General features: G+C 75.7%; 11 protein-coding genes. 6 read left to right on the top strand and 5 right to left on the bottom strand.

The window, feature by feature from the left end:
• Window positions 1–44: 44 nt before the first annotated feature.
• Window positions 45–1,622, bottom strand: a complete 1,578-nt coding sequence (locus JNW98_RS24985) for a BTAD domain-containing putative transcriptional regulator (RefSeq protein WP_223770545.1) — start codon at window positions 1,620–1,622, stop codon at window positions 45–47.
• A gap of 706 nt (window positions 1,623–2,328) precedes the next feature.
• Between JNW98_RS24985 and JNW98_RS24980 the strand changes: the two genes are divergently transcribed.
• Entirely contained in the window at window positions 2,329–2,508 is a 180-nt protein-coding gene (locus JNW98_RS24980; protein WP_223770544.1) for a hypothetical protein, read from the top strand.
• Window positions 2,509–2,563: 55 nt separating this feature from the next.
• On the opposite strand, the gene JNW98_RS24975 is transcribed toward JNW98_RS24980, so the two are convergent.
• Window positions 2,564–3,550, bottom strand: coding sequence for a GlxA family transcriptional regulator (locus tag JNW98_RS24975; protein WP_223770543.1), 987 nt, complete (start codon window positions 3,548–3,550; stop codon window positions 2,564–2,566).
• Between the two features lie 122 nt (window positions 3,551–3,672).
• Here JNW98_RS24975 and JNW98_RS24970 point away from each other — a divergent pair, with 122 nt between their 5' ends.
• Window positions 3,673–4,611 carry an NADP-dependent oxidoreductase gene (locus JNW98_RS24970; protein ID WP_223770542.1) on the top strand — a complete coding sequence of 313 codons (939 nt, stop codon included), beginning with the start codon at window positions 3,673–3,675 and terminating at the stop codon, window positions 4,609–4,611.
• 200 nt (window positions 4,612–4,811) lie between these two features.
• The gene (locus JNW98_RS24965; protein ID WP_223770541.1) at window positions 4,812–6,044 is read left to right on the top strand and encodes a serine hydrolase domain-containing protein; all 1,233 of its coding nucleotides are present in this window, start codon (window positions 4,812–4,814) and stop codon (window positions 6,042–6,044) included.
• A 76-nt stretch (window positions 6,045–6,120) separates the two neighbouring features.
• On the opposite strand, the gene JNW98_RS24960 is transcribed toward JNW98_RS24965, so the two are convergent.
• Window positions 6,121–7,428: a CAP domain-containing protein gene (locus JNW98_RS24960; protein WP_223770540.1), complete on the bottom strand. Its 1,308-nt coding sequence runs from the start codon at window positions 7,426–7,428 to the stop codon at window positions 6,121–6,123.
• A 231-nt stretch (window positions 7,429–7,659) separates the two neighbouring features.
• Between JNW98_RS24960 and JNW98_RS24955 the strand changes: the two genes are divergently transcribed.
• Window positions 7,660–8,289 carry an HD domain-containing protein gene (locus JNW98_RS24955; RefSeq protein WP_223770539.1) on the top strand — a complete coding sequence of 210 codons (630 nt, stop codon included), beginning with the start codon at window positions 7,660–7,662 and terminating at the stop codon, window positions 8,287–8,289.
• A gap of 39 nt (window positions 8,290–8,328) precedes the next feature.
• Here the strand turns inward: JNW98_RS24955 and JNW98_RS24950 are convergent, their stop codons facing one another.
• A complete protein-coding gene (locus JNW98_RS24950; protein ID WP_223770538.1) occupies window positions 8,329–8,829 on the bottom strand; it encodes an NUDIX domain-containing protein in 501 nt (166 codons plus the stop codon).
• A gap of 296 nt (window positions 8,830–9,125) precedes the next feature.
• Here JNW98_RS24950 and JNW98_RS24945 point away from each other — a divergent pair, with 296 nt between their 5' ends.
• Window positions 9,126–10,256 carry a DUF5954 family protein gene (locus tag JNW98_RS24945; protein WP_223770537.1) on the top strand — a complete coding sequence of 377 codons (1,131 nt, stop codon included), beginning with the start codon at window positions 9,126–9,128 and terminating at the stop codon, window positions 10,254–10,256.
• Between the two features lie 187 nt (window positions 10,257–10,443).
• Here JNW98_RS24945 and JNW98_RS24940 read toward each other — a convergent pair whose 3' ends face one another.
• Window positions 10,444–11,262 (bottom strand): AfsR/SARP family transcriptional regulator, encoded by an 819-nt coding sequence (locus tag JNW98_RS24940; protein ID WP_223770536.1) that lies wholly within the window; start codon window positions 11,260–11,262, stop codon window positions 10,444–10,446.
• Between the two features lie 716 nt (window positions 11,263–11,978).
• Between JNW98_RS24940 and JNW98_RS24935 the strand changes: the two genes are divergently transcribed.
• Window positions 11,979–18,747 (top strand): type I polyketide synthase (locus tag JNW98_RS24935; protein ID WP_223770535.1); only part of this gene is annotated, 6,769 nt, incomplete at its 3' end.

The raw sequence follows: 18,747 nt of genomic DNA, 5'->3' as shown, positions 1-18,747 counted from the left end.
TGGAGCGGATGGCCGCGGCCGTCGCCGCCGTCTCCGACGGTCTTTCAGGCGCCCAGGCTCGCGCGGGCGGCCAGGGTCTCCACGAAGGAGGCGGCCGCCGCGTCGAACGGGCCGTTCGCGTACGCGGCCAGGGTGCGGCGGATCGGCGGGTCGGGGAGGACCACGCGGCCGGCGAAGTGCCGGGGGACCATGTTCACGGGGACGAGGGCGGGGCCGAGCCCGGAGTGGGTGAGCATCGGGGCGGCCGCGCTGAGTTCGGTGAGCATCGCCGTCCGGGGGCGGAACCCGGCCGCGGTACAGCCCTCGTCGAGGAACCGGGCGAGGCCGTTGCGGGGCGCCAGCCGCACCCAGGCGCGGTCGCGCAGGACGGCGAACGGCATCCGGTCGCCCGAGGCGGTGGCGTACGGGTCGTCGGGCGGCAGGACGATGGCGAACTCCTCGGTGCCCAGCAGGCGCACCGGGCTCGGCCATGAGGCGGGGAGCGGTCCGACGGCCACGTCGGCCGCTCCCGAGGTGACGGCCGCCTGGAGCTCCTCGGCGTTCATGTACTCGGTGAGCACCAGCTGGATGTCCGGATTCTCCTGGTACCAGACGCGCAGGGCGGGCGGGATCACGCCGATGCTGATCGACTGGAGGGTGGCGACGCGGAGTTCGCCCGGCACGCGCGGCGCGGGCGCGTCGGTCCGCTTCTCCGGCGGCCAGGGGCCGGGGTTAAGGAGCGGTCCGGGGCCGGTGGCGGCGGGCGCGAGGCTCACCGGGGGCGGTGGCGCGGGCGGTCTCTCCAGCGGTTCCTGCCGCAGGACGGCGGCGTGGACGCGCCGCAGTTCCGCGCCGATGTCCACGCCGAACTCCTCGGCGAGGCAGACCCGCGTCCGCTCGTGCACCCGCAGCGCCTCGGCCTGGCGCCCGAGGGAGGACAGCGCGGTCATCAGATGCCCGACCAGCCGCTCGCGGGTGGGGTGCCGCCGCGCCTCGGGCGCGAGTTCGGCGGCGACGTCGGCGGCCTCGCCGAGCGCCAGCCGGGCCTCGGCCAGCCCCTCGACGGCCGTCAGGCGTATCTGCTCCAACCGCCCGCTCTCGTCGGCCAGCGCCCCGATCTCCTCGAACTCCTCGTAGGGGGAGCCCTGCCAGAGGTCCAGCGCGTCGGTGAACACGTCCCGGGCGCCCTGGAGGTTGCGGCGCTCCAGCAGCCGGTTGCCGGCGGCCACCGTCAGCTCGAAGCGCTGGACGTCCACCTGTTCCGGGGCGAGCCGCAGGACGTAGCCGGGCGCGCGGTAGTGCAGCAGGGAGGGGCCGGTGCGGCCGGCGGGGGAGTCCAGGGCGCGGCGCAGGTGGCAGACGTAGGACTGCAGGGTGGCCACGGCGCGGCGCGGGGGAGCGTAGCCCCACAGGTCGTCGATCAGCACCCCGGTGGGCACGACCCGGCCGAGCCGGAGCAGCAGCAGGGCGAGCAGCGCGCGGTGGCGCCGGGGGCCGAGGGCCCGGTCGGCGCCGTCGTACTGGGCCGACATCGGCCCGAGGACGCGCAGCCGCAGTGCGGTCGTGCCGTCCGCCGCCGACCGTCCCGGGGACTCGGCTTCCTCGTCACGGGCCGCCGGCCCGGTCGCCATCTGCACGGACATGGGTCACCGTTCCCGGAGCAGTGCTCGGCCGCATGCCGGTTCTTCATGACATGCGTCTCTTCATCGGGTGATCTTGGCATATGGGACGTCCGATGCCCAGGGGTACGGGGAACGGGCCCCGGAGGGGAGCGTCGGGCGCGGGACTTGGCCGGGCGGCCCTCGGGGCGGCGGAGAACCGGGCCATCGGACAGGCGACTTGGCGGCGCCGCGAAAGGCGTTCCGTCAGGGGCGGGCTCATCGGCGGCGGGTGCGGGCTCATCGGCGGCCCGGCCGCGCCGGATTCCGCGCGCGTTCGCTCAAGTACGCGAGCGTTTCGAAGGGGTGCGCGGCGGAGCGTTCCCGCGACGTCCCGGGGCGCGCCTTTCCGTCGGTTTTCCTCTCGTGTGCCGGCGAAAAGGGACGGACGGGGCTTTTCTCTTTCCCCGTTCCTTTCCTTCCCATGGTTCCCCGGCGAGCCCCGTCCGGCACTTCGGACGCGTCCGTCGGTGTACTTGTGGAGTGCGAACGTTCCGCCATCCGCGTGGTGAATCCGCTCAAGCCGTACGTGACGCGAGACTTCACCGGACACTTTTTCCGATGCTTCGTATCAGCGTAACGACGGGCTCCTCAATCGCCCGGAGGTCGCTGGAAATCCGGCGTAGAGGTTCCCGCGGGAGCACGGCCCGGTGACCCGGACCACCGGGCCGTACGCGCAGGAGGTTCTGCCATGTCCCTGCTTCCCCCCGTACTGGACAGCGCGGCCCTGCTGGCCGCCGCCACGGGACTCACGGGCGCCGTCACCCTGCTGGCGGTCGTCGTCGCCTCGGTCGCCGCCCGCAGTCCGCAACGCCGCCGGGATGCCCGAGCCACCCTCCGCATCCTCGTCCGGCGGCGCCCGCGGCGGTGACGGTCGGTCAGCCGGTGGCGGTTCGTCCCAAACATCCTGCTCGATCCGCTGGTTGTCAGGCGTGGACGCGCCGGTCCTCCGCACCGGTCAGTGCCCGGAACGTCCGGCGGTAGGCCGCCGGGGACACCCCCGCCTCGGCGGACAGATGCCGGCGGAGCGAGGCGCCGGTGCCCAGCCCGGACGCGGCGGCCACCCGGTCGACCGGCATGTCGGTGGTCTCCAGCAGCCGGCGGGCGTGCCGGACGCGCTGTTGCGTGAGCCACTGCCCGGGAGGCATGCCCACCTCGTCGTGGAACCGGCGGCAGAACGTACGGGTGCTCATGCCGGCGTGCCGGGCCAGCTCCGCGAGGGGCAGCGGCAGGTGCAGCCGTCCGGCCGCCCAGGCCCGCGTCGCGGCGGTCGAGGCCGCGGCCGGCTCGGGCACCGGGCGTTCGATGTACTGCGCCTGGCCGCCCTCGCGCCAGGGCGGCACCACGCAGAGCCGGGCGACCCGGTTGGCGGTCTCGCTCCCGTGGTCCTTGCGGACCAGGTGCAGGCACAGGTCGACACCGGCCGCCACACCCGCGGCGGTGAGCACCCGGCCGTCGTCCACGAACAGGACGTTCGCGTCCACCCGCACCCGGGGGAACCTCCGCTGGAAGCGCTCGGCCTCGTTCCAGTGCGTGGTCGCGGGGCGGCCGTCCAGCAGGCCGGCCGCGGCCAGCACGTACGACGCGGAGCAGATGGACACGATGCGGGCGTCCGGCCGGACCAGCGCGAACGCCTCGGCCACCGCCGGGGGGAACCAGTCGACGTCCCCGTCCGGGTCGCAGGTGAACGGCGGGACCACCACGGTGTCCGCCGACATCAGGGCCTCGCGGCCGTGCTCCACGGCGATCGTGAAGTCGGCGCTCGTCCGCACCGGCTGGGCGTCCAGACCGCAGGTGACGACCTCGTACAGCGGCTTGCCGCGCGGGTCGGCCGCCGTGCCGAAGATCTTTGCGGGGATGGTCATTTCGAAGGGGTAGACCCCGTCGAGGGCCAGGACGACGACGCGATGCATGGCAAGATCTTTTCACATCCTGGCATTCTTGCCACTCGTCGTGATCGTTCCGTCCCGGAAGTCTGGGGAGCACGAGGCCGGCCCGACCGGGAGCCGCCCGCCCCACCCGAGGAGAAGACGAGATGCGCGCGATCCGCCAGGAGACGTTCGGCGGCCCCGAGGTGCTCCGGGTCGTCGAGACCGAGCGGCCCGCCCCCGGCCCCGCCGAGGTGCTGGTCCGGGTGCGTGCCACCAGCGTCAACCCCACCGACGTCTGGCACCGCGCCACCGGCGGCCTCGCGGGCGACGGCACGCCCGTCCCGCTCGGCTGGGACGTCTCCGGCGTCGTCGAGGCCGTCGGCATCGGCGTCACCGTCCACCGGCCCGGCGACGAGGTGTTCGGCATGCCCCGCCACCCGATCCCGGCGGGCACCTACGCCGAGTACGTCACTGCCCCCGCCCGCCAGCTCGTCCGCAAGCCGGACGCCCTGACCCACCCGGAGGCCGCGGCCCTGCCGCTCGCCGCGCTGACCGCCTGGCAGGCGCTGGTCGACGTCGCCGAGCTGCGCCCGGGGCAGCGGGTGCTGGTCCACGCGGCGGCCGGCGGCGTCGGCCACCTCGCCGTACAGATCGCCAAGGCCCGCGGCGCGTACGTCATCGGCACGGCGCGGGAGGCCAAGCACGCGCTCCTCCGCGAACTCGGCGCCGACGAGCTCGTCGACTACACGCGGGCCGACTTCGCCGCCGAGGTGCGCGACGTCGACGTCGTCCTCGACGCCATCGGCGGGGAGTACGGACCGCGTTCCCTGCGCACCCTGCGCCCCGGCGGCATCGTCGTCTCCCTCGCCTCGCCCGAGGAGGCCGCCCTCGCCGAGCGAGCGGAGCAGCTCGGCCTCCGCGCCGCCTTCATGGCCGTCGAGGCGGACGGCGCGGGCATGCGCGAGATCGCGGCCCTGGCGGCCGACGGCCGGCTGCGGCCCGTACTCGACACGGTGCTGCCCCTGGAACGGGCCGCCGAGGCACACGCGCTCGCCGAACGCGGGCGGACCACCGGGAAGATCGTGCTCACGGTGGGGGAGTGAGGCACCGCGGGACGGCGGGGCGCGGGGCGCACGGCGCGGGCATCCTTCTCAGGGGCAGCCCCTAGGGGGCCGTGCCCGGTGAGATCGTCCGCAGGCTTGATCAGCGGCACCGCGGCGCGGCCTAGCGTGAGAACACCGCAGAAGCCGCCCCGCACCCGGCCGGGCAGGCACCCGTCCGCCGAGAAAGGCACGTACCACCCATGCCTCGCCTCCCGCGTCACTCCCTCGCGTCCGCCACCGCCGTCACCGCGCTGCTCACCGCCGTCGCCGTGACCGCCTCCGCGGCGCCCGCCCTCGCCGCACCGGCGCGGTACGCCCCGTCCACGACGGGCTCCCCGGCGCACCACCGGCCGACGGCCGAGCGGACCGCTCTCCAGCGGGCGTTGGACGCCGTGACGGCGGAGGGCGTACCCGGGGTCGTCGCCGAGGTCCGCGACGAGCACGGCGTCTGGCGCGGGGCGAGCGGATCGGCGGACCGGGAGAGCGGCCGGCCCGCGCGGGCGGACGACCGCTTCCGGGTCGGCAGCGTGACGAAGTCCCTGGTGGCCACCGTCGTGCTCCAACTCGTCGCGGAGGACCGGCTGAAGCTGGACGAACCGGTCGAACGCCACCTGCCGGTCCTTGTTCCGGCCGGACCGAACGGCGAACGCGTCACGGTGCGCCAACTCCTGAACCACACCAGCGGCTTGCCCGACTACCTCACGGACGTGCTGGTCGACCTCTCGAAGCCGAAGGAGGTCGTCGACCGGCTGCGCGAGGTGGGCCGCACGACGTACGCACCGCGCGAACTGGTCGGCAAGGCGGTGGCGTTGGGCTGGAAGTTCGCCCCGGGCGAGAAGGGCGCCTGGTCGTACTCGAACACCAACTACGTGGTGCTCGGGCTGCTGGTCGAGCACGTCACCGGGCGCACCCTCGCCCAGGAGATCACCGGCCGCGTCATCCGTCCGCTCGGCTTGCGGGACACGTCGTTCCCCACGACGGCGCGGATGCCCGGCAGGCACCTGAACGGGTACGAGTGGGCGCCCGGCGCCGCCGCTCCAGTGGACTTCACCACGTTCGACCCGTCGGCGATCTGGAGCACCGGAACGGTCATCTCCACCGCGCACGACCTGAACACCTTCTTCCGTGCCCTGTCCGGCGGGCGGCTGCTGCCCCCGCACCTGACGGAGGAGATGCGCCGCGCGATACCGATGGGCAAGGACAGGGCAGGCCGGTCGTACGGGCTCGGGCTGGAGACGGACACGCGCTCCTGCGGGCCCACCGCGCCGGTCCGCGGACATTCGGGCAGCGTCGCCGGCTACAACACGTTCAGCTTTGGCACGGCCGACGGAAAGCGGCAGGTCACGATCGCGATGAACCGGAACTTCAGCAAGTCGCCGGCGGCCGACGGAGCGGCCGCGCGCTTTCTGACGGCCGCGCTGTGCCCGAAGTGACCGCCTGCCGACACCGCCTCCTGACGCCGCCCCCTGACACCGCCTCCTGACGCCGCCCCCTGGGGCAGGGGCGCGCTCAGGCGGACCCGCCGAAGAGCTGGGTCCAGTACGTGCCCGCGGGGCCGCCGCCCGCGAAGCCGACGCCGAGGTGGGTGAAGCCCGGGGCGAGGATGTTGGCGCGGTGGCCGGGGCTGTTCATCCAGCCCTCGACGACCTCGGCGGGGGAGCGCTGGCCGCAGGCGACGTTCTCGCCTATGGAACGGTGGACGGAGCCCGCCGCGACGGCACGGTCCCAGGGCCGGCCGCCGTCCGGCGAGACGTGCGCGTGGTAGCCGCGCGCCGCCATGTCCGCGCTGTGCGCCTGGGCCGCGGCCGTCAGCCGCGGGTCGCCGGACAGCGGACGCAGCCCGGCGGCGGTACGCCGGGCGTTGGTCAGGGCGAGGACGTCGGCGGCCGTGCGCGCCAGCCCGTCGGGGCTGAACGGCCGCGCCCACAGCGCCGTCCAGAACGTGTCGCCGGAGCGGGCGTCCACCGCGTGGGCCACCCCGGCCGCCGTGAGGGCGGGATCCCGCACCGGGTCCGACGACCGGGCGTCGCCCAGGCAGAACTCCAGGAGCTCGGCGGGCGACCGCGGTCCCGACACCAGCTGCTCCGCCAGCCCGAGGTACGCGTAGCCGCACGCCGTCACCTGCTGGAACACCGAGATGCCGGACGGGCCTTCGGTCCCCAGCCGGCCCTGCCGGGCCATGCCGTCGGCGTGCCGGCGCGCCGCCTCCGCGAGCCGCGCGTCCGCGCTCACCGGCGGCACACCGGCCCGGGCCCGCTCGGCGTTGACGAGGGCGGCGAACACGCGCGCGTCGTCCGGCACGGGCTCGGTCTCCGGGGCGTGCGCCGCGGGCCCGGTCTCGTCCGCCACCTCTACGCCGAAGTCCCGCGCCACGCCCGCCAGGCCGTCCGCGTACCCCTGGCCCAGGGCGCGCAGCCGCCAGCCCGGCCCCCGGCGGTACACCTCCGCGAGGAGCAGTACCGTCTCGTCCGTCGGCCGCGGCGGCGCGAACCGGGCCAGCGCCCGGCCGCCCGGGCCGCCGACCCGCAGGTCAGGGACGGGCAGCGCCGCCGGCCGGGCCCCGGGGTCCGCCGGGCTGACGACGACCGTCAGGCGGCTCGCCCCCGGGCGGAGGGCGGTACGGTCGACCGCGACCCGGCCGGAACCGAGCCGGACGCCGGGCGCCGACGGCTGGTTGTAGAAGACGAAGTCGGCGTCGCCGGCCACCTTCCCGTCCGCGCCGGTGATCAGCACCGACACGTCGTAGGGGCCCGTCACCTCCAGGGACAGGGCGCCGTCGGGCAGCTCAAGGATGGCTCCGGGGACCAGCGTGCTCATCGGTCATCACGTCCTCGCCGTACGGGGGAACGGGACGCCGCCCGCGCGGCGGACCCGTCTCCGTACCGGCCTCCGCGTCCCGTTCGTGAGAACGCCGGGCGGGGTGCGGCGGTTCCCGCGGGGCCGTGACGGGCGGGTGGGTGCGGTGGCTCACGGGAGTGAACGCGCATCCCGGGCGAGCGCGCCCCCGCGCCGCTCGTTCCGCCGGAGCCGGGTTGTTAGGCTGCGGGGATGTCCTCTCTGTCCTCCCCGTCCTCCCCGCCTTCCCTGCCGACGGTCGACGACATCCGTGCGCTCCACCTGAAGTACGCCCCCACGCCGGAGGCGTTCGAGCTCGTGCACACGCACTGCCGCGTCGTCGCGGAACTGGCCGAGCGGATGCGGGCCGAGGCGGCGCCTGAGGCCGACGCGGAGTGGGTGCGGGCGGGGGCGCTGCTGCACGACATCGGGGTCTACGAGCTGTTCGACGCGGACGGCCGGTTCCGGATGGGCGAGTACGTCCGGCACGGGGTGATCGGCCACGAGATCCTGCGCCGGGAGGGGTTCCCGGAGCGGCTGTGCCGGTTCTGCTCGTGCCACACCGGCGTCGGCATCACCCGGGACGACATCCGGCGGCAGGGGCTGCCGCTGCCGGAGGCGGACTACGTCGCGACGACGACCGAGGAACAACTGGTCATGTACGCCGACAAGTTCCACACCAAGAGCGACCCGCCGGCGTTCCTCACCGCCGAGACCTACGCGGCCGGCCTGGCCCGGATGTTCGGGCCGGAGAAGACCGCCGGGTTCGAGGCGCTGCGGGACCGGTTCGGCGAGCCCGACGTCGCCGGCTGCGCCGCCCGGTACGGCCATGTGCTCCGCTGACCGCCCCGGTGCCGTGACGGCGTTCGTCCGGGTGGCGCGTCAGCAGGGGGAGTCAGGGACGCTCTCCAGGTAGGCCGTGGTGTGGGTGCGCCGCGCCCGGTTGACGGCCGCGAGCCGCTGCCAGCTGCGGCTGTCCATGATCCGGGCCCAGTCGCCCATCGGCCGCACCTCCCAGGCGTCGTGCTCGCCGGGATCCAGGACGATCCGGGCCAGCGCGTCCGGGCCGAGCCGGCCGCCGTCGAAGACGAACCCCGTCTTCGCGACCGGCCACACCCCCGGCGGGGCGAAGTCCACCGCGAGGAGCCGCGGCCGGCCGGTGAAGACGATGCCCGTCTCCTCCCGGCACTCCCGCACCGCCGTGCCGAACGGGCTCTCGCCGGGATCCATGTCCCCGCCCGGGAACTGCCACAGCCCCTGCTTCACCGAGGACCGCAGCTGGAACGGGCGGTCCTCGGTGTCGGTGAAGAACAGCGCTCCGTAGACGGCCGCCTTGGGCAGGCCGGCGACGTACTCGGCGAGCGGCAGTCGCGGTTTCCCCACGTGGACTCCTTCGGTGTCGGCTTCCCTCGCGGCTTCGCTGTCGGGCTGTCGGGCTGTTCGGTCTGTCGGGCTGTCGGGCTGTCGGGTGGAGGTCCCGCCTCCAGGATGGGGCAACGAGCCCGGCCGTGCCGCGAGTTACGGGAACCCGGCTGCCGGCCCCGGCGCGCACACTCGTGAACGTGCCCCGCGCGGGCGCCGGCGCACCGGCGCGCACGACGCGTACATCCGGCGCGCTTCCGGGACCGCGATGTCCCGTTCCGCTGCGCGGGCCCGCCCGGACCGACATGCTGGTGCGCATGCCCGATCACAGTGAGCAAGTGCCGGGTTACCGGCAGATCAGAATGTCCCCGCCGACCGCCCCCGTCGCCGCGCTCGCGGACGAGGACGCGTGGCGCGCCCGGGACGCCTACCCCGACCTCATGGGCGTCGGGGGCGCGGTCTTCGGGCCGGCACGGGAGCGCGAGGAGGGCGGCTGGGAGATCCTCTCGTACCTGAGCGGCCAGACGCCCCAGGACGCCAGGGACAGCCTGGCCTCGCACTTCCGGCGGCTCGCGCGGGAGGCGGAGGAGGCCGGGGACGGGGCCGCCCGGGCCGAGTGCGCCACGGCGTACGAACTCTTGGACTGGGAGCCCGTCGACGAGCTGACCGTCCTCGGCACCCGCTACCGGGTGGTGCGCGGCGAGCGGTTCGTCCGCTCGGGGCCCGCCGGTCCGGAGCCGCCGCGCCTCTCCGACCCCGACCCGGCCGCGCCCGGCCGGGGCCACCGCGCCGACGACCCGGTCCTCGGGTTCGTCCTGGACACGGCCGCGGCGACGGGCCTGTCCGAGGGCATCCTCAAGACGGAGCTGCTGTCGCTGGTCCGGGCACCGGGCTCGGTCCCGGACGACATGCGCGACGACTCGGTGCGCGCGGCGCTGTCCCACCCCGGCGGGGTGCTGCTGCCCGCCGAGTTCATGGTCGCCGAGCGCGTCGACGGGTGCTGGGCGCCGCTGACGAACGGCTGCGCCACGCCGCAGTCCGCCCGGGACGCCCTGACGACGCACCTGCGCGTGATGGCTCCGGTGATGCGGGGGCTGGACGCGCGGGAGCGCGAGGAGTACGCGCGGGCGGCCGACCGCTTCGACGAGGAGCGGGGTGCCGCGCTGCGGGTGGCGGACCGGCTGTTCCGGGTGGTCCGGGTGGAGCGGCTGGTCAGGATCGGCCCCGACGGGCCCGAGGGCCCGCGGCCGTCCGACCCCGACCCGCAGCCGCCGGTGATGGTGCACGACCGGCAGCTGAGGGAGCAGGGGCTGATCACGGACGAGGAGGAGGACGCGGAAGAGGACGGTGCGCTTCCAGAGCCACTCCAGGAGGTCAGGGAGTTGCTGGAGCTCGCCGAGCTGGAGCGCGAGCGGCGGCGGCGCGACGGGGCATCGGGGTCCTCCTGAGGCGACGGGGTGGGCAGGGTGGGGAAGGACGCGGGCGGTGTGGGTGAGGTAAGTGCCGATCGGGTGGCGGGCGTCGGGTGGCGGGCGTCGGGGAGTCGCCACGCCGGGCGGCCGGTTCGCGAGCGGCGGCGGCCGTTTCCGCTGAAGGCGACGGTTGCTGGGGCCGCGGTTCCTAGGGTCGCGGTTCCTAGGGTCGCTGGAGCACCGCGCCCGGGCGCGGCCGTCCGACGGCCGACGCGCCCCGGAGGATGGAGCCGAACAGGTCCTGCAGCTCCGGGCACGGGTCGACGCCGTACTCGTCCGCCAGCAGGCGCCGCGTCTGGTGGTAGACCTTGAGCGCCTCCGCCTGGCGCCCCGCCCGGTAGAGGGCCTGCATGTGCAGCCAGCTCAGGCGCTCCCGGGTCGGGAACTTCATGCTGAGCGTCGCCAGGTCGGCGGCGATCACCGAGTAGTCCTGCTCCTGGGCGAGTTCGGCCTCCCAGCGGCTCTCGAGGGCCAGCAGCCGCAGCTCCTCCAGGCGGGCCGCGGCCTGGGTGCCCAGCGCGTCGTCGCACATCTCCGGGTAGGGCGTGCCGCGCCACAGGGACAGGCAGGACTCCAGGGTGCGGCCGGCGGCCTGGTGGCGGCCCTCCAGGAGCAGCCGGCGGCCGTCGCGGAGCAACTGTTCGAAACGGCAGACATCGATGCGCTCCGCTTCCACCGCGAGGACGTAGCCGGAAGCCTCCCTGCGCAGAATCCGGTTACGGCACCGTGGAGGACTGCTTGGTTCCAATTTCCTCCGCAGATTGGACACATAGCTGTGCAGAGTCGTCATCACCGCGCTCGGCGGGTTGCGCGGCCATACGGCATCGGTCAGCCGTTCGGTGGTGACCGCTTCACCAGGTGTCAACAAAAGAGCGGCCAGCACGGCGCGTTGGCGGGCCGGCCCCAGGTCTACCGGCAGGCCCCCGGCCCGCACCTCCAGCGGACCCAGAACACTGATCTGTAACCCGGCGGTTATGGACATCGACACATTCCTCCTGTCACGACTGCTGACGGCGGCCGGCACCCGGGTTTGGTCTTCCCCGTCGGCTCCGAGGCCGATTCCGCGCATGACGGTCGGAGACGCATGCTCGTTCGCACCTCCGACGCCAAGTGTGCCCCTTTTCTCCGGACGCGGGCAGGCGGGGCTTCCGTTCCCGGACGGATGATGATCCAACAGGACCCCGCCGTACGCACCAGTGCCTGGTGGGCATGATCGACGAGGGGGGTCCCATTGACACGAATGGGCCTCGCATAAACGTGACGAACAACACGCGCGAGGCGTAAGGGTGCTGGTGCGGCGCGCGGGAACCGGCAGCGGCGCCGGATCCCCGTCCTCCGGTCGGCCCCTTCCGGAATCCCGTCCGCCGCCCTCCCGGCGGCGGCCGGCGGGACGCTACCGCCGGCCGCCGTTGGGAAAAGGTTCATACCGGGGACGGGGTGCGGTGTATTCCACCGCCGTGATTTCGCCTGCCGCATTGCCGAATTCCTGTTTCCAGAGTGACGGGTTCGACGTCCAAGACCGGTCCAAGACGGCTTCAAGACGCAGCCAAGACGGTCGCGCTAGGGTGCCCGGAGTCGTCCGGAGAAGCCCGGAAAGAAAGTGGTGGAGGGCCGCGGCGTATTCATGACCGAGTTCCTGTCCGAGTTCGTGACCGAGTTTCTGTCCGCGTGTGCAGCCGGGTAACGGGGAGCAAGCCAGTGAGCAATTCCGAACGCCTCGCGCAGGAACCGCCCTTCGCCCCGCACGAGGCGGTGGCCGTCGTCGGAATGGCCGGCCGTACGCCGTGGGCCCAGGACCCGGCGGACATACCGCGGGCACTCGGGGACGGAATGGCCGTGGAACCCGCGCCGTACGCCGCGTCATGGTGCGATCCCGCATTGTTCGACGCGGAATTCTTCGGCCTTTCCGCCGAGAGGGCGGAGCGGCTCGGCGTGGCGGGGCGGGTGCTGGCCGAACTCGGCTGGGCGGCGCTGGAGAACGCCGGTGTCGCGCCGGGGGTGCGCGATGTGCCGGCCGGACTCTTCCTCGGCGTCCCGGGTTCCGTCCCGTCCGGCGCGGCGGCGGAGACCGTCGCCGCCGCCCTGCGCCTCGCCGGGCCCGGCGCCGCGCCGGTGGACACCGCGCCCCCGGCGGCGGACGCGCCGGAAGCCGTCGCCCGCGCGGTACGTAGCCTGCGGTCCGGCCGGCACGCCCTCGCCCTCGCGGGCGCCGCCCGCCTCGGCGAGTCCGCCGCGTCCGGCGCCTTCGCCGTCGTGCTCAAGCCGTGGGCGCAGGCCGTGCGTGACGGGGACCGGATCCATTGCCTGGTGCGGATCGCCGACGGTGGGGACTTACCTGACGGCACATCAGGACAGGCGGGAGACGAGGACGGCCGGGTCGTCGACTTCCTTGGGGCGCTGGCCGGGGTCATCCGCGGCGCCCGGGACGGAGTGACCGTCGGCGGCGTCCGGCTGGAGCCGATGAGCGGGCCGGTGCCGGCGGCCGTCGGGCCGACGGCCCCGGCGCTGACGAGCCCGGTGCCGACGATCGCTGAGGCGGCCGCGGCGGAACGGGCCGCGAGGGGACTCGCCGCCCAGGACGCCGCCGCGTCGACCGGAGCCGCGACCGCCGCCGCGTCCGCCGCCCCGACCGCCTCCCAGGGGGTGCCCGGTGCCGTCGGCGACTGCGGGTCCGGCGCCACCGACTCCCTGTCCGGCGCCGGCCGGAAGGCCGCTTCCGTCGCCGGCTCCACGTCCGCCTCCGACCGGGGGGGCGCTCCCCACGGCGGCGTCGCCCCCGCCTCGGCCGCTGCCCCCGCCTCGGCCGCTGCCTCCGCCGTGCCCGCCGCCCCCGCCGTCGGCGAGTCCGTCACCGCCCCCGTCCCCTGGCGTCTCTCCGCGCACGGCGACGGCGCGCTGCGCGCCCAGGCCGGGCGGCTGCTGCGGCACGTCGAGGAGCACCCCGAGGACGGCCTGGCCGACATCGGGCTCTCCCTCGCCGCCACCCGCCCGCTGCTCCCGCACCGCGCCGTCCTGTTCGTCGCCGACCGCGCCGGCGCCGTCCGGGCCCTGACCGCCCTGGCGGCGGGCGACGCGGCGCCCGGGACGGTCCGGGGCACGGCCGCGCCCGGTGCGGCGACGGGCGGACGGGCCGTGTTCGTCTTCCCCGGCCAGGGCACGCAGTGGCCCGGCATGGCACGCGAACTCCTCGACACCTCCCCGGTGTTCCGCGATCACCTGCACGCCTGCGCCGCCGTGCTCGACCCGCTGACCGGCTGGTCCCTGGCGGACGTCCTGCGCGGCACGGCCGACGGCCTCGACACCGAGCGCGTGGACGTCGTCCAGCCGGTGCTGTTCGCCGTCATGGTGTCCCTCGCCGCACTCTGGCGCTCCCACGGCGTGGAGCCCGCCACCGTCGTCGGCGCCAGCCTGGGCGAGATCGCCGCCGCGCACGTCGCCGGGGCCTTGTCCCTGGAGGACGCCGCCCGCGTCGTCGTGCCGTGGAGCGCGGCCCAGGCCCGGCTGTCCGGACGCGGCGACATGGCCTCCGTCCTCCTGCCCCCGGACGAACTGACGCCCCGGCTGGCCCGGTTCGGCGGTCGGCTCGTCTTCGCCGGCGCCAACGGCCCGCGCGCCACCCTGGTCTCCGGCGAGCGCCCGGCCGTCGCCGAACTGCTCGACGAGCTCGCGGCGGACGGCGTCCGGGCCCGGAAGCTGAGCAACGGACTCGCCGCCCACTCCCCGCAACTCCGGCAGGAGCACGAGCGGTTGCACGCCGAACTGCGGGGCATCGCCCCGCGCCCGGCCGAGGTGCCGTTCTACTCCTCCCTCACCGGCGACCTCCTCGACACCCGCGAACTGGCCGGCACCTACTGGTGCCGCAACATCACCGAGCCCATCCGCTTCGACGCGGCGGCCCGCGCGCTCGTCCGGGACGGTCACCGGGCGTTCGCCGAGGTCTCCCCGCACCCCGTCCTCACCGTCGGCCTCCAGGACACCCTCGACGACGCCGGGGCGGGCCCGGACGGCGTCGTCGTGGAGACGCTGCGCCGGGACCACGGCGGCCCGGACCGCTTCCTCGCCGCACTCGCCGAACTCCACGTCCACGGCGTGGACGCCGACTGGCCCGCCCTGCCCGCCCTCGCCGGCGGCCGGCGCGTGGCACTGCCCTCGTACCCCTTCCGGTGCGCCGCCCCCGGGCCGGGGACCGACGCCTCCCTCGCCCGGCGCCTTGCCCCCCTGACCGCACCCGAACAGCGCCGCGTTCTCGAAGAGTTGGTGCGCACCCACGCGTCCGGCTTCCTCGGCGGCGCCGGGGACGACGCCGCGTCCGACCGCACCTTCCGCGAGCTCGGCCTCGACTCGGCCGCCGGCGTCGCGCTCCGCAACCGGCTCCGGGACGCCACCGGCCTCCCGCTGCCCACCGGCCTCCTCTACGACCACCCGACGCCCGCCGCCCTCGCCGAGCACCTGCGGACGCTGCTGCTCGACCCGCGCCCCGCGCCCGTACCGCGGCGGACCGCGAGCCGTCCGGCCGCCGAGGAGCCCATCGCCGTGGTCGGCATCGGCTGCCGCTTCCCCGGCGGCGTCCGCACCCCCGAGGACCTGTGGCGGTTGGTCGCCGACGGCCGGGAGACCCGCTCGGAGTTCCCCGCCGGACGCGGCTGGGACCTCGACGCCCTCCACCACCCCGACCCCGACCGACCCGGCACCACCTACGTCCGGCACGGCTCGTTCCTGCACGACGCCGACCGCTTCGACGCCGACTTCTTCGGCATCAGCCCGCGTGAGGCGCTGGCCATGGAGCCGCAGCAGCGGCTGCTGCTGGAGACCGCCTGGGAGGCGTGCGAACGCGCCGGGATCGACCCCACCGGTCTGCGCGGGTCCGCGACCGGCGTGTTCGTCGGCGCCATGCGGCAGGAGTACGGCCCCCGCCTGTACGAACCGGCCGAGGGCATCGAGGGCCACCTCCTCACCGGCACCGAGGGCAGCGTCCTCTCCGGGCGCCTGTCGTACGTCCTCGGCCTGGACGGGCCCGCACTCACCGTGGACACCGCCTGCTCCTCGTCGCTCGTCGCCCTGCACCTCGCCTGCCAGTCGCTGCGGCGCGGCGAGTGCTCCCTAGCCCTGGCGGGCGGGGCGACGGTGATGTCGGCGCCCGGCCTGCTCGTCCAGTTCAGCCGGCAGCGCGGGCTGGCGCCCGACGGGCGGTGCAAGGCGTTCGCGGCCTCGGCGGACGGCACCGCCTGGGGCGAGGGCGTCGGCCTCCTGCTCCTGGAACCCCTCTCCGCGGCGCGCCGCGCCGGCCACCCCGTGCTCGCCGTCATCCGGGGCTCCGCCGTCAACCAGGACGGCGCCTCCAACGGCCTCACCGCCCCCAGCGGCCGCGCCCAGCAGCGCCTCGTCCGGGAGGCCCTCGCGGACGCGGGGCTGACCGCGGACGAGGTCGACGCGGTCGAGGCGCACGGAACGGGCACCCGGCTCGGCGACCCGATCGAGGCCGAGGCGCTGCTCGCCACCTACGGCCAAGGGCGGCCGGCGGAACGCCCGTTGCTGCTGGGCTCGCTCAAGTCCAACATCGGGCACACCCAGGCGGCGGCCGGCGTGGCCGGCGTCATCAAGATGGTGATGGCCCTGCGGCACGGCGTCCTGCCGCGCACCCTGCACGTCGACGAGGTGTCGCCGCGCGTCGACTGGACGGCGGGCGCGGTCGAGGTGCTGACGGAGGAACGGCCCTGGCCGGAGACCGGCCGGCCGCGCCGCGCGGGCGTCTCCGGCTTCGGCATCAGCGGCACCAACGCGCACGTCATCGTGGAACAGGCGCCGGAGGACGAACGGGCACGGGAGGGCGAGCAGGCGCCGGCGGACGGAGCGTCCGACGACGGCGACGGCGGCGGCCCGGGCGTCGTGCCGTGGGTGCTGTCCGCCCGCAGCCCGGAAGCCCTGCTGGAGCAGGCCGGACGCCTCGCCGCCGGCGCCCCGGACGACCTGGCGGCGGCCGGCTGGTCGCTGGCGGCCGGACGGTCGGCGTTCGCGCACCGCGCGGTGGTCGTCGGCGAGGACCGCGACGAGCTGCTGCGCGGCCTGGAGGCCGTCGCCCGGGGTGAGAGCGCGCCCGAAGCCGTCACCGGCACGGCGGCACCGCTCGCCGGCGCGGTGTTCGTGTTCCCCGGCCAGGGCTCCCAGTGGGCGGGCATGGCCGTCGAACTCCTCGACACCAGCGCTGAGTTCGCGGGACGGATCGCCGCCTGTGAACGGGCGCTGGCCCCCCTCGTCGACTGGTCGCTCACCGACGTGCTGCGGGAGCGCCCCGGGGCGCCCGGCCTCGACCGGGTGGACGTCGTCCAGCCCGTCCTCTGGGCGGTCATGGTCTCCCTGGCCGGGCTGTGGCGGTCGGCGGGCGTGGAGCCGGCCGCCGTCGTCGGCCACTCCCAGGGCGAGATCGCCGCCGCCTGCATAGCGGGCGGCCTGTCCCTGGACGACGGCGCGCGCGTCGTCGCCCTGCGCTCCCGCGTGATCCGGGAGGAACTGGCCGGCGACGGCGGCATGGTGGCCGTCTCCCTCGGCGCCGACGCCACCGCCGAGCTCATCGCCGCGTACGGCGGCCGGGTGTCGGTGGCCGCGCTCAACGGGCCGCTCTCGACCGTCGTCTCCGGCGAACCCGCTGCACTGGAGCAGCTGTTGGCCCACTGCGAGGAGCGGGAGATACGGGCGCGGCGCATCCCCGTCGACTACGCCTCCCACTCCGCCCAGGTCGAGCGGATCCGCGAGCGGATCCTCGCCGACCTGGCGGACCTCCGGCCCCGTACCGGGACCGTCCCCTTCCACTCCACCGTCACCGGCGAGCTCACCGACACCGCCCGGCTCGACGCCGCGTACTGGTACACCAACCTGCGGACCGCCGTGCGGTTCGCGCCCGTGGTGCGGGAGTTGGCGGCGCGCGGGCGGCACGCGTTCGTCGAGTGCAGCGCGCACCCCGTCCTCACCGTCGCCATCGAGGAGACCGCCGAAGAAGCGGGGCACCCGGCGGTCGTCACCGGCTCGCTGCGCCGCGACGAGGGCGGTCCCCGCCGGTTCCTGGCCTCGCTCGCCGAGGCGTACACGCGCGGCCTGCCGGTGGACTGGGCCGGGCTGTTCCCCGAGCACGCCCGCCGGTTCACCACCGGCCTGCCCACCTACCCGTTCCGCGGCGAACGGTTCTGGGCCACCGCGCCCCGCCCCGCCGGCGACCTCCGCCAGGCCGGCCTCACCGCCGCCGGCCATCCGCTGCTCGGCGCCGGCCTCACCCTCGCCGGCGCCGAGGACACCGTCCTCACCGGCCGTCTCTCCCTCACCACCCACCCCTGGCTCGCCGACCACGCCGTCCGCGGCACCGTCCTGCTCCCCGGCACCGCCCTCGTCGAACTCGCCCTGCGGGCGGGCGCCGACACCGGCTGCGCCGCCGTCGAGGAACTGACCCTGGAGGCACCTCTGGTCCTCCCCACGGACCCGGCGGACGCGGCGGTGACGATCCAGGTACGGACCGGCGCCCCGGACGAACACGGCCGCCGGCCCGTCACCATCCACTCCCGCCCGGAGCGCGCGGCCTCGGGCGCGTCCCGCCCGGAGCGCGCGGCCTCCGACGCGCCCGCCGACGAGCCGGGCGAGCCGGGCACTTCCGATGCCGAGGGTGACGCCGCCTCCGCCGGGGTTTCCTCCGGGCACCGCGCCGGCCATCCCGGCCCGTCTGTCGGTGACGGCGGTGGGCTGGGGGCGGCGGGCGCCCCTGGTGTGCCTGCCACTGCCGGGGGCTCGTCCGGGCGGCGCGCCGGTGCTGCCGGTGACGGCGGCGAGCCGGAGGCGTCAAGCGCCACCGGCACCCCCACCCCCGCCGGGGCCTCCCCGGAGCGCCGGCGCGCCGACGAGCCCTGGACGCGCAACGCCACCGGCTACCTCGTCCCGGCCGGGACCGCCGCCGAGCCCCGCCGCGGGGCCTGGCCGCCGCCCGGTGCGGCCCCCGTCGACCTGGAGGGTGCCTACGGGCGGCTCGCCGCCGCCGGGTTCGAGTACGGGACCGTCTTCCAGGGGCTGGCCGCCGCCTGGCGGTACGGGGACGAGCTGCTCGCCGAGGTCCGGCTGCCCGAGGACGCGTGCGGTGACGCCGACGCGTACGCCGTGCATCCCGCGCTCCTCGACGCCGCCCTGCACGTGAGCCTGCTCGACGGCGCCGACGGCGTCCGTCTGCCCTTCGCGTGGACGGGGGTGACGGCGGCCGCCTCCGGTGCCACCACGCTGCGCGTACGCCTCTCCCGGAGCGGCACCGACAGCCTGTCCCTGGAGGCGACCGACGACGCCGGCCGCCCGGCCGCCCGCGTCGAGTCGCTGACGCTCCGGCCGGTCACCCCGGAGCAGCTGCGGGCCGCCGCGCGCGGCGCCCGCCCCCCGCTGCACGAGCTCACCTGGACGGCTCTGCCGGACGGCGCCGCGCCCGCCCCCGCCGCGCCCCTCG

Source organism: Streptomyces huiliensis (assembly GCF_020037025.1).
Lineage (GTDB): Bacteria > Actinomycetota > Actinomycetes > Streptomycetales > Streptomycetaceae > Streptomyces > Streptomyces huiliensis.
Note: the sequence above shows the minus strand (reverse complement) of the source record. Positions and strands in the feature narration are given on the sequence as shown.